Here is an 11,050-nt window from a genome sequence, read left to right as displayed (position 1 = left end):
GCCGGACGATGGTGCCAGAAAGCGGCGGGTTCTTGTAGGAGCGCACCCTGTGCGCGAAAAATCAGCGACATGGTGTGCTCTGACCTCGATCGCCCACAGGGTGGGCTCCTGCAAGCGATCCGGGGCGTCGCAAGCTCTTGTGGGAGCGACTTCAGTCGCGATGCTCTTGCCGTGCCGGAGCAAACTGAGGGGAGCCTCGGGAAACCACTCTCCGCCCGTCATTCCTGCGAAGGCAGGAACCCAGCGCCCCTGGCTCTTTGGGAACTTGAAGCTACTGGGTCCCTGCCTTCGCAGGGATGACGGGCGGGTTTTCGTCGGTGTCCTGAAGTCGCAGCCACATTGGCCGCCACAGTAGAGCCTGCTATTGCCGAACCGCCTCGATGTCCAGCTTCCGAAGCTGCTCCTGCACGCTGTCCGGCCCAGCCAGATGCGCCGCTCCGACGGCGATGAAGACGGTGCCGGGCTGTTGCAGCATGTGAGAGATCTGCGCGGCCCAGGCCTGGTTGCGATCGACCAGCAGTCGTTGGTAGAGCTGGGGTTCGCGCTGGCGCAGATCCTCGTCTTCGAGCCGGGCGATGGCGGCGGTGTCGCCGGCTTTCCACGCGGCGATCAGCTCGGTGAGTTCAGTGTCTCCCTGATCGATATCGTGCAGGGTCGAGCGCAGCAGGGCCAGTTCGACCGCCGGCGGCAGGTCGGCCAGAAAGTGAATTTGCTGCTCGGCGGTTTCCAGCCCTTTGACCGGCTTCCCAGCCTGGCTCATCTGCGCCTGCAGCAACTTGTCCACCCCGTGTGCGGGATCGAGCCCAGCCTTCAGCAGAGGCGCCACCGTCAGCGTCAAGGCGGCGAGCCAGGGGCGCATCACCTGCAGGGTTTGGATGCCGCCAGGCACGGCGACCGTTTGCGCCGCCTGGGTCAGGGTGGCGTTTTCGGCGAGAGTGAGTTTGTCCGACAGCGGATGGCCCGGGTCCAGCCCGTATTGCAGCACCAGCGCCTGCATGTGCGCGTCGTCGTCGTCGGTCAGTTCGATCGTCAACGAGTTGCTGGCAGCCAACGCGCTTTCCAGCGCGGGGTAGCGCCAGGCGGTGTCGTTCGGCAGCAGGTGCACGGTACCGAACAGATAGATGGTGGTGTGCGCGTTCTTGACGACCCACAGCGCGGGCTGTGCGAATGCCGGCGCGACCAGCAGCAGGCTGAGTAACACACCGGCCGCGTAGCGACGGGCGTGGCGAAACAGGGACATGTATCTTCCTCGCGGCAGCGTGTGACTGTGGATGTTGGCACGGGCGACCTTTAGTGGCGATGGCTTCAGCGCGGCACGCGATAGCCTCCGGGTACGCCGTGCGGGCTCAGGGTGAGCTGCCACAGCTGATCGCGACGACTGCGGAATACCGCGGCAGAAACCGCCAGGTAATAGCGCCACATGCGCCGGAAGCGTTCGTCGTAATTGGCGGCGAGCGACGGCCAGGCGGCCTCGACATTGGCCCGCCAGGCGGTCAGCGTGCGGTCGTAATCGGCACCGAAGTTGTGCCAGTCCTCGATGACGAAAAGATCTTCCAGCGCGGCGGCGACCTGGCTGGCGGCGGGGATCATCGATTTTGGGAAGATGTACTTCTCGATCCACGGATCCGGTTGCGCCGGCGCGCCGTTGCTGCCGATGCTGTGCAGCAGCGACAGGCCATCGTCTTTCAGGCAGCGACGCACCGATTCGAAATAAGTGCGGTAGTTCTTGCCGCCGACATGCTCGAACATGCCGATCGAGTACACAGCGTCAAAACGTTCGTCGATGTCGCGGTAATCCTGCAGGCGGATTTCGATCGGTAGCCCGGCGCATAGTTCGCGCGCGTATTCCGCCTGTTGCTGCGACACCGTGATGCCGACACCTTCAACGCCATAGTGTTCCGCCGCGTACTTCAGCGCTTCGCCCCAGCCGCAGCCGATATCCAGCACGCGCTGGCCGGGCTTGAGCTGCAGCTTGCGGCAGACCAGGTCGAGCTTGGCGGCCTGCGCATCGTCGAGATTGTCGGCGGTTGCCCAGTAGCCGCAGGAGTAGACCATGCGACGGCCGAGCATGGCGTGGAACAGATCGTTGCCGAGGTCGTAATGCACCTTGCCGATCTCGAACGCGTGCTCGCCGCGCTGCAGATTGATGAAGCGGGCCTTCAGATGGGCGAGCAGGGTATCGAGGGTTTTCAGCTCCAGATCCAGCCCGGCCGTCAGCAGCCGGGTACACAGGCCGGGCAGGTCCTCCGCATCCCACCAGCCGTCCATATACGCTTCGCCCAGACCCAGCGAGCCGCGTGCAAACACGCGGTTGTACAGACGTTCGTCATGCACGTGGAGGTCGATTGGCGCATCGCCATTGATGTGGATACCGGCTTGTTTGAGCAGTCCGCTCGCGCGTCCCTTGAGGCTGTCCTGACTCATGCTTTCCCTCGCTGGCTGGATGGGTGTCGGAAGTTCGCCCGGGTCAGGACGGTCAACCCTTGTCGAGCAGGGCAAAAGTTGCCGGTGAGCGTGCATAGACCACGTCAACGGCCGCCGCGCGTACCAGTTGCAGCAGCAGTTCGGCCTGATCCTCGCGCAGCAGAAACTCGACCTTTACCGGCAGGTCATCGGCGAGCTCGAAGAATTGCTCCTCGTGCAGCACGCCGTGCCGACCGAAGCCGGCGATCGCGCGGAACACCGAGCCACCGCCCAGGCCGTGGTGCTTGGCCTGCTCCAGCAGCCACTCGGAAAGCAGCATACCGTCATGCCTGGCGCGCAGGTGGCAGTAGAAATACAGGTGGACGCCCTGTTGCACGGTTTCATGAGTCATGGGGTTGCCCGATCAGTGACGCAGCAAGCTGCGGGTCAGCGCGATGCCCATCACGGTCATCGCCAGCGATCCGATCACGTGCACCAGCACGTGACCACTGAACCAAAGGTACTGCTGACGCAGCAACAGCGTGGCGGATTCAGCAGAAAAGGTGGAGAACGTCGTCAGCCCGCCCAGAAAGCCGGTGAATACAAACAGCCGCAATTCCGGCGACAGCGTCTGGAAGTGATCGAACAGACCCATCACGCAACCCATCATCAGGCCGCCGGCTAGATTCGCCGCCAACGTCCCCAATGGCAGAGTGGGAAACAAGGGATTGAGGAAGACGCCCAATCCCCAACGCAACCAGCAGCCCAGCACGCCACCGATACCAACCGCTGCAAATCCGCTTAAACCCACGAGCGCGTCTCCTGACAATGAGAGTGTCCGGTTGCCGCGGTGGCAGGCACGCCTGCGCCGCCGGAAGCCGGTGGTGCAGGCATCATCAACCTCAACGCCAGGCGAGAGGTGGTTTGTTTCGGATCGCCAGGGGCGTTCGCGAAACGGGAGGCATGCCATCTCCCGTGTGGCTATCCTATTCGATCGGGCGGCCTCGCCGCCAATAGCGGCGAAACTTTGCGTTGGCCATCTATACTCGCTCGGCCTTCGCCGACGCGCCTGTCCCCCATGAATCCAACCCATCGAACCGTGCGGCGCAGCCTGCCCTGGCTGTTGGCTGCCTTGTCGATGATCGGTCCGTTTTCGATCGATGCGGTGTTTCCGTCGTTTCCCCTGATCGGTGCGCGTTTTGGAGTCGACAACGCGGCGCTGCAACAGCTGATCAGCGTGTACCTGATCACCTACGCGACGATGAGCCTATTCCATGGTGCGATCTCCGACGCGATCGGGCGCAAACCGGTGATGGTGGCCGGCATGCTGGTGTATGCGCTCGCTTCGGTGGGTGCAGCGATGTCGACTTCATTTGCAATGCTGCTGACCTGTCGCGGCCTGCAAGGCGTGTGTGCGGGCGCAGGGCTGGTGGTGGGGCGGGCGGTGATCCGCGACAGTCTTGAAGGCCCTGCGGCGCAGGTAATGATGTCGCGGGTGATGATGATTTTCGGCGTGGCGCCGGTGATCGCGCCGATGGTTGGCGCATTGCTGTTGCCGCTGGGTGGCTGGCACGGCATCTTCTGGGTATTGACTGGATTCACCGCCTTGCTGGCGTTGGCCCTGATGCTGTGGCTGGAGGAGAGTCATCCACCGGCACGGCGCACGTCGTTTGCGCCACGGCCGCTGCTGGCCAGCTATCTCGCCTTCAGCCGTGATCGTCCGTTCTGGCCGCTGCTGATCTCTTGTTCGGTCAATTTTGCCGGCTTGTTCCTGTACATCTCCTCGGCGCCGCGCATCGTGCGTGAACTGCTGCATCTGTCGGCGGCAGGCTTCCCGTGGCTGTTCGTGCCGGTGGTGCTGGGCCTGGTCGGCGGCGCCTGGTTGTCCGGACGGATGGCAGCGCGGCGGAGTGCGGCGTTCACGGTGAACCTGGGTTACGCGGTGATGCTGCTGGCCTGTGCGTTGCATCTGCTGCTGGCATGGATTCTTCCCGTGCCGCAGTTGCCGTGGTCGATGTTGCCGCTGATCGTGCATGGTGTCGGCGTGCAGCTGGCGTTTCCCACGTTGACGCTGTTGTTGCTGGATCGTTTTGCGCACAAGCGCGGTGGCATTTCCTCGGCGCAGGCGTTCGCCAGCCTGCTGCTGTGCAGTATCGTCGCCGGCGTACTGTCGCCGCTGCTTTCCGGCAGCATGTTGCATCTGGCGCTGGGTGCGTCGGCGTTGACCGTGAGCGGCGCACTCGCATGGCGCTGGTACCGCAGCATCCTGCATCGCCCGCTGCCACATGTGCTGGCCAATCAGGATCCCGGTGCAGTCATCCAGGCGGAGATCGTCGAGCCGCATTGAAGCGGCCGATCCTGCACTCGGGTTTTGTCAGGGCGGAGCGAAGCTCGGCACGGTCGCTTTGACGAGAGTCACCGTCTGCAATTGCGTCACGTGCACAGGCTCGCCGCCGGGGTCTTCGCTCAGTGAAGGGCGGACCGGCAACATGAGGACCGCTCGCGCCAGCGCCTGCACCAGCGAAGGCGAACGGTAGTTTGCGTCGGCGTGCCAGCGCTGCCATACCGAATTGTCCACCGTTTCATTCACGCCAACACCTAGCGTGCGGTCGAACGGTGGCTTGAGTTCCTTGTAGATGCCATACATGAACTCGGCGTAGGAGTTGCGCGGCACGCCCGTGTCGGCGTCGCTGCCTGGGACGAGAATTTCGTTGCAGGCGAGGCCGGCAGCGATTGCCTTCTGTTGCAGCCATGCGAGCGGCAGGTCGGGCAGCGGATCAGGTTTGCGTCCGGCGCCATCGCGGTCGTTGCCACCACCGACGTCGGCATGCGAGCCGATGAACCAGCGCTGCTCGATCTCGATCTGCTCGCGTTTCTTCGAGGTCAGGGTTTCGCCGGGTTTCACGCTGTCCGGGTTGCGCGTCCACACCGTCGGTGAAAAATCCGCGCGATGTTCATCCAGCGCGAGCGCCTGATACGCGTACTTGACGATTTTGCTGAGCTCCGTGTCGTGGAACTGATAGCTTGCGCGTGCAAATGGAAACCACGAAGCCGTATCCGGGATGCCGAGCGAGCCCACCGTATCCCAGACGCCGATGAAGTGGATGCTGATTTCGACCGAGTGCTGCGCGCGAAAATCCAGCGCCGCCGGATCATCCGGCTGGATCGTGGTATCGCGGTAGAAATCATAGGCGCTGGAAATGGCGGCCCGGGCAACCTTGCCGTCGGCATCATGCTTGAGCAGGCCGCATTTGCGGATCAGTCCGCCGAGACTGCGTGCGGTATAGGCGCCGCGGCTGAATCCGAACAGATAAACGTCGTCGCCTGGGTGCCATTTTTCGCACAGTCGGCGGTAACCCTCCATCACGTTGCCGGACAGGCCGTAACCGAACGCCCCTCCGAGCAGGTGGGTCACACCCGGAGCTACGCCAACCCCAGGTATGTAATCGACGATCTGCTCGACTCCGGCGGAGTCGCAGGCGGCGATCAGTCGGCGCAGGCGCTCCACATTGGTATTCGACTCAGGTTTGTTCCAGGTGCCGTCGAACAACAGCACCATCCTGCGTGCGGCCATGGCCCCCCTCCCGCGCGACGCAATGTTGTCGCCCGAGAAGACTTTAGGCCTGTGTGGCGCGCAGAACCAGTGCCACGACACCCATTCCGATCGACGTCCTGGATCGGAATGAGTGCCGCCATGGCTGGCTGCCGTGTTACAGCGTTGGCGAGTTGTCGTGCAGCATGGCCTGGCGCACGATCCTGATCGGCGCGAAACCCTGCTGCATGAACGCGTTGTGGAACTGCATGAGGTTGAAGTCCTTGCCTTGTTTCGCAGCAAGGTCGGCGCGCAGTTTCATGATCTGCAGCTTGCCCAGCGTGTAATACAGGTAGGTGGGATCGGAGGTGCCGCGCTTGGTCTCGACCTCACCGACCGCGCGGGATTGATAGCCCTCCTTGACGAAGAAATCGATCGCCTGGTCCATCGTCATCTGGCCGGTATGCAGCTTGATGCCTACGATGAACCGGGCGTTGCGCAGCAACGCATCCTGCAACTGGCCCAGGCGCAGCAGCAATTGCTGGTGTTTGTCGTTCGGAAACTCGAACTGTGCCAGCCCTTCGTCCAGCATCATCTGTTCGCAGTAATGCGCCCAGCCTTCGACATTGGTGTTCGCGCCCAACAGCTTGCGCACGCGGTCATCCAGATGATGCATCCATAGAAACTGGATGTAGTGGCCCGGATAGGCTTCATGCGTGGCGATGGTCGAGATCACCGGATAACTGAATTGCGCCATGAACTCCTGCGTGCGCTGCTTGCTCCAGTCGGATTCCGGCAACGTGACATTGAAGTACGCCTCCTTGGCCACGGCTTCGTAAGGCCCGGGCGTGTCCATCGATGCGAACGTGGTGGCACGCATGAAGGGCGGCGTTTCCTCGACGATCGGACGCACATCTGACGGAATGGTGATGATCTGCTTCTGATTGATGAATGCGATCAGATGGCTAAACGTATCGCGGAAAGTGTCGAGAATCTTGTCCGAAGCTGGATAGTCGGAGGCCAGCTCGCCGAGCACCTGCTGTGGCGTTTTCGTTGGGTCGAGCTGCTTGGCGACATCGGCGAACGCTTGCTGGTTCTGGCGCATGTTGGCCATGTCGATCGCCACCAGCTGATCCAGCGGCAGGTTGACCATCTCGTCGTATTTCAGCTTGTCGCGAAACGCCGCGGCGCCAATGCGAAAGTCGCCATGCGAGCGCGGCAGCGCGTCGCTCTGCAGCCATGCCTGATAATCCTGAAGTGCCTTGATGACGGCGGCATTGCTGTCGGCGAACTGCTTTTTCAACGAGGCATCAGTGCCACCAGTGAAAGCCGACGGCACATCGTTCTGGAAGAAATGCACCAGGCCAGGCAGCTGCTGCAACGCGATTTCGGTATAGATCTGCGGCGGGTTGTCGAGGTTCTTGCGTGCCTCGGCCAAGGCCGCGGGCATCAGCTGCTCGCGTGCAATCAGCGCGCGCAGGCGCACGTCCGGCGCTGCGAACTTGCGCTCCATCAGGGTGAACGCGCTATTGGTGATGCCACTGGAATAGACATCGGGATTCTTCTGCCACGGACGAATCGTCTGCAGGGTCAGCAGCGTGCTGTGGATATTGTTCAACACCAGGTCGCGATCACCGCGGACATATTCGCTGAGCGACGCCGGGTTGACTGCGGCCACGCGCGTCTGCCATTGCTGAAGTGCCTTGACGTTGGCATCGACGGCGGCGCGCGAGTAGTCCTCCAGCTTGCCGTCATAGGCATGCAGACCATCGGTGGTCGCGGTGGTGGGGTTGGTGGGGAAATAGTAGGTATCGAAGTAGTCGTCGGCGAGACGTAAGAACGCCTGATCCGGCGCGGACTGCGCCGTCGCAGCGGTGGCGACGGTTTGCGCCGAAACGGCGGTGCCGGTGAGCGTGCATGCGACGACAACGCCGAATACCGCCTGCATGATCTTGATCATCACTTCCCCCAGACGCATCGCGGCATGCCTCCAACAGGCATTACGCGAATGGCCAAAACCGCAGGTTAGCTCACGACAGGCTCAGCGTGCAGTCCGGCGGGATCGGGCCAGGGGACTCAGCCGGCCGGAGCAGCATTCGAGGCATCGCTTTCGATGATCGTAGCGAGTTTGCGGCCCACGGCGTCCGGTGGAAGGTCGTAGGCGTGGACGGCGTGATTGCGCGGACCATACGGTCCCCATTCCGCGGCATTGGTGGTGGTGAAGATGCCCAGCGTCGGTGCCCGCGCGGCGCAGGCCAGATGCATGATGCCGCAGTCCAGGCTGATGTAGGCGTCCAGCGCAGCGAGCACTCCGCCGAGCCTGCGCAGATCGCTGGAGTAGTACGCGGGGTAGCGCGAACCCAGCATGGAGCGGCCGAACATCGGGACGATTTCCATCAGCTGGTAGTCCGGGCAGCTCGCTTCCAGCGCCTGCAGCAGCGGGGTCCACCAGTCCGGGCCGAGCAGTTTGGGGCCCGTGGCATTGGCGAAGATGCCAATGGTTTTTCGCCGCGAGGATGAGGTGGCGGGAGACGCCGCCAGAACACGGGCAAGGGTGTGTTTGCCCTGGGCCGATTCAAGCGTATCCAGACGGATGTCGGGCACCGGATAGCTGGTTGACGTGACGCTGTCGCCCAGCGCGCTGCGCAACAGGAAGACTGGGCGCTGCCCCTTGCTCGGCAACGCTTCGGGTATCGCCGCCGCGTGGGTTACGTTGCCACTTTTCTTGCGTCCAGTGAATCCGAGCTTGTACGTGGCATGAGCCATCAGCAGCAGCAGGCGGCCGGTCTGCGATTGCGGGTCCGGATCAATCGCCAGATCGTAATGTGCCTTGCGCATCCCGCGAATTCCGCGCAGCCATAGGAGTGGATGCCCGACGCCATGCGAAGGCAGCTGAAACACCCGATTGACGCCGGTGTAGTGACCGTAGAGCTCCTGGCCCACCTGGCTGCGTGTGACGATATCGATTTCCGCACCGGGCCAGGTCGCTTCCAGCTCCTGGATCAGCGGCGTCAACAACAGCGCATTGCCCAGCGTGTGGCTGATGTGGCAGATCACGATGCGGTAGATGCCGGTGCGCGGCAGCGGCTCGTTGCTGAGCTGTGCGGGAGCCCCGAACAACAGGCGCATCAGGCCCCGCGCGATGCGGCGGCGCCAGTCATTGATGCGGATGGAGTCGCGGATGGTTCTCGGCACGGGAAGCCTGCTTGATGAAGGTTGGCGAAGGAGAATAGTGAGGTCTGGAGGCCGCGATAGCTGCGGGTTCAGTCAGCGCGGCAGGATACGCCACCCACCGAATCCGTGCCGGGCGGCAGCCATTGGCCATCGGCGGTCAGCAGGCGCCGATCGATCAGCCATTGCCGTGCATTGCCGGCATCCCGCTCAAACCATGCGCGCGTCGAGCCGAGTCGAAACGAATAGCCCCAGGCGTCCATGTCGGTCATCAACCGTTCGCGTCCGACGCCGGGCAGTTGATCGGCCAGCACGATCTGCAGGTAGCAGGTGGCGTCCTCTTCCTCGATCGAATCGGTCGCATCGGTGTGGACATCCAGACGTCTTTCCGGTGACAGCATGATCAGGTGGCCGGCCTCGTGCAGCAGCGAGTGCACCGGGGTGTCGTCGCGCGCATGGACGGTGCTGCCAATGATGCCGGCTTCCTCGTCCCCCCAGAAACTGCCCGGGATCGGTTCGCCGAGCGCCACGCGCTGTAATTGCAGGTCGAAGTGGGCGAGCAGGGCGGCGGGCGCATGGAAACCGATCTGGCCCACGCGCAGTACGGTGCTGGCCGGGTCGCTGGATTCAGTGTGACGGATAGTTTCGGAATGCATGCGCGGGCTGCCGCGTGTGAGTGACGCAGGTCGGTGCGGCGGGTTGATGACGCCGGGCGACGGATCGCCCGGCGAACAGACTGGCGGCGATCGCCGCCGAAAACTTATCGCAGCGGTCAACAGGTATTCGCTTACCCGGTCTTGGCTTCGTTCTTGGACTCGGTGCTGGCGGTGGGTTTGCCATCGGGCAGCGTGACCGAGAGCTCGAGGATCTCATGCCCGCTGTCGCGCTCGAAGTTGATGTTGATCGCATCGAGATCGACGTGGACGTATTTCTTGATCACTTCGAGCAATTCGTTGCGCATCATCGGCAGGTAGTCTGGCGCGCCGCGGGTGGAGCGCTCCTGCGCCACGATGATGCGCAGGCGCTCCCTGGCCACGGTGGCGGTCGGTTCCGGCTTGCGCTTCAGGAAATCAAGAATACCCATCGTGATCAACCTCCAAATACGCGCTGGAGAAAGCCCTTCTTGGGCACGTCGATGAAGCGCAACGGACGCACTTCGCCGAGGATCCGGGCCACCGTGTCGCTGTAGGCCTGGCCGGCATGCGAATTGACATCGACGATTACGGGAATGCCGTTGTTGGACGCGGTCAGCACGTTTTCCGATTCGGGGATCACGCCGACCACTTCGATACCGAGGATTTCCTCGACATCCTTCACGCTGAGCATTTCGCCGATCGCGACGCGGGCCGGGTTGTAGCGGGTCAGCAGCAGATGCTGGGTGACCGGGCCTTCGCCACGCTCCGCGCGCCGTGTCTTGCTGGCGAGCAGGCCGAGGATGCGATCGGAATCGCGCACCGAGGAGACTTCCGGGTTGACCACAACCACGGCGTGGTCGGCAAAGTACATCGCTAGATGCGCACCCTTTTCGATGCCGGCAGGCGAGTCGCACACGATGTAGTCGAAACCGTCCTCGGACAGGCCGTCGAGCACTTTTTCGACACCTTCCTGGGTCAGCGCATCCTTGTCGCGAGTCTGACTGGCGGCCAGCACGTACAGGTTGTCGTGGCGCTTGTCCCTGATCAGCGACTGCTTGAGCGTGGCCTCACCGTGCACGACGTTGACGAAGTCGTACACCACGCGTCGCTCGCAGCCCATGATCAGATCGAGATTGCGCAGGCCAACGTCGAAATCGATGACGGCGACTTTTTTGCCGGCCATGGCCAGGCCGGTGGCGAGGGAGGCGCTGGTCGTCGTCTTTCCGACGCCGCCTTTACCGGAAGTGACAACGATAATCTCAGCAGTCAATGGCTCATCTCCGCATATGTTCTTGTTGTTAGGGGCTGG

At 62.8% G+C, this 11,050-nt stretch carries 11 protein-coding genes and 1 riboswitch; of the genes, 1 reads left to right on the top strand and 10 read right to left on the bottom strand.

Translation table 11 applies throughout. The features are described 5' to 3' along the window. Window positions 1–361: 361 nt before the first annotated feature. From HDE77_RS07575 to crcB, 4 genes are all read right to left on the bottom strand, one after another. Complete coding sequence (locus HDE77_RS07575) at window positions 362–1,240, bottom strand: TraB/GumN family protein (RefSeq protein WP_184416547.1); 879 nt, start codon at window positions 1,238–1,240, stop codon at window positions 362–364. Between the two features lie 65 nt (window positions 1,241–1,305). Beyond that, on the bottom strand, window positions 1,306–2,424 hold the full coding sequence (gene cfa / locus HDE77_RS07570) for a cyclopropane fatty acyl phospholipid synthase (protein WP_184416546.1): 1,119 nt from the start codon (window positions 2,422–2,424) through the stop codon (window positions 1,306–1,308). 52 nt (window positions 2,425–2,476) lie between these two features. Continuing rightward, window positions 2,477–2,815, bottom strand: a complete 339-nt coding sequence (locus HDE77_RS07565; protein WP_184416545.1) for a DUF190 domain-containing protein — start codon at window positions 2,813–2,815, stop codon at window positions 2,477–2,479. A 12-nt stretch (window positions 2,816–2,827) separates the two neighbouring features. Further along, window positions 2,828–3,214 carry a fluoride efflux transporter CrcB gene (gene crcB / locus HDE77_RS07560; RefSeq protein ID WP_184416544.1) on the bottom strand — a complete coding sequence of 129 codons (387 nt, stop codon included), beginning with the start codon at window positions 3,212–3,214 and terminating at the stop codon, window positions 2,828–2,830. A gap of 69 nt (window positions 3,215–3,283) precedes the next feature. Then, a riboswitch (Fluoride riboswitch) is annotated at window positions 3,284–3,386 on the bottom strand. 95 nt (window positions 3,387–3,481) lie between these two features. Between crcB and HDE77_RS07555 the strand changes: the two genes are divergently transcribed. After that, on the top strand, window positions 3,482–4,750 hold the full coding sequence (locus HDE77_RS07555; RefSeq protein WP_184416543.1) for a multidrug effflux MFS transporter: 1,269 nt from the start codon (window positions 3,482–3,484) through the stop codon (window positions 4,748–4,750). A gap of 27 nt (window positions 4,751–4,777) precedes the next feature. Here the strand turns inward: HDE77_RS07555 and HDE77_RS07550 are convergent, their stop codons facing one another. The 6 genes from HDE77_RS07550 to minD all read right to left on the bottom strand — a co-directional run bounded on the left by HDE77_RS07550 (window position 4,778) and on the right by minD (window position 11,011). After that, the gene (locus tag HDE77_RS07550) at window positions 4,778–5,977 is read right to left on the bottom strand and encodes a DUF2235 domain-containing protein (protein ID WP_184416542.1); all 1,200 of its coding nucleotides are present in this window, start codon (window positions 5,975–5,977) and stop codon (window positions 4,778–4,780) included. A 136-nt stretch (window positions 5,978–6,113) separates the two neighbouring features. Then, window positions 6,114–7,913 (bottom strand): DUF885 domain-containing protein, encoded by a 1,800-nt coding sequence (locus HDE77_RS07545; RefSeq protein WP_221444167.1) that lies wholly within the window; start codon window positions 7,911–7,913, stop codon window positions 6,114–6,116. A gap of 98 nt (window positions 7,914–8,011) precedes the next feature. Then, entirely contained in the window at window positions 8,012–9,130 is a 1,119-nt protein-coding gene (locus tag HDE77_RS20710; protein WP_184416541.1) for a glycosyltransferase family 9 protein, read from the bottom strand. Window positions 9,131–9,198: 68 nt separating this feature from the next. After that, complete coding sequence (locus HDE77_RS07535; protein ID WP_184416540.1) at window positions 9,199–9,762, bottom strand: hypothetical protein; 564 nt, start codon at window positions 9,760–9,762, stop codon at window positions 9,199–9,201. A gap of 131 nt (window positions 9,763–9,893) precedes the next feature. Then, complete coding sequence (minE, locus tag HDE77_RS07530; RefSeq protein ID WP_184416539.1) at window positions 9,894–10,190, bottom strand: cell division topological specificity factor MinE; 297 nt, start codon at window positions 10,188–10,190, stop codon at window positions 9,894–9,896. A 5-nt stretch (window positions 10,191–10,195) separates the two neighbouring features. Then, complete coding sequence (gene minD, locus HDE77_RS07525) at window positions 10,196–11,011, bottom strand: septum site-determining protein MinD (protein ID WP_184416538.1); 816 nt, start codon at window positions 11,009–11,011, stop codon at window positions 10,196–10,198. Window positions 11,012–11,050: the final 39 nt, after the last annotated feature.

Origin of the sequence: Rhodanobacter sp. MP7CTX1, from assembly GCF_014205795.1 — a bacterium.
Taxonomy (GTDB): domain Bacteria; phylum Pseudomonadota; class Gammaproteobacteria; order Xanthomonadales; family Rhodanobacteraceae; genus Rhodanobacter.
This window is presented reverse-complemented; position numbering and strand designations above follow the sequence as displayed.

Bases quoted from the DNA above. Each gene is read 5' to 3' on its own strand.
- HDE77_RS07535 (WP_184416540.1), bottom strand. From the start codon at position 9,762: ATGCATTCCGAAACTATCCGTCACACTGAATCCAGCGACCCGGCCAGC.
- HDE77_RS07575 (WP_184416547.1), bottom strand. From the start codon at position 1,240: ATGTCCCTGTTTCGCCACGCCCGTCGCTACGCGGCCGGTGTGTTACTC.
- minE (WP_184416539.1), bottom strand. From the start codon at position 10,190: ATGGGTATTCTTGATTTCCTGAAGCGCAAGCCGGAACCGACCGCCACC.
- cfa (WP_184416546.1), bottom strand. From the start codon at position 2,424: ATGAGTCAGGACAGCCTCAAGGGACGCGCGAGCGGACTGCTCAAACAA.
- HDE77_RS07565 (WP_184416545.1), bottom strand. From the start codon at position 2,815: ATGACTCATGAAACCGTGCAACAGGGCGTCCACCTGTATTTCTACTGC.
- HDE77_RS07550 (WP_184416542.1), bottom strand. From the start codon at position 5,977: ATGGCCGCACGCAGGATGGTGCTGTTGTTCGACGGCACCTGGAACAAA.
- HDE77_RS07545 (WP_221444167.1), bottom strand. From the start codon at position 7,913: ATGCGTCTGGGGGAAGTGATGATCAAGATCATGCAGGCGGTATTCGGC.
- HDE77_RS07555 (WP_184416543.1), top strand. From the start codon at position 3,482: ATGAATCCAACCCATCGAACCGTGCGGCGCAGCCTGCCCTGGCTGTTG.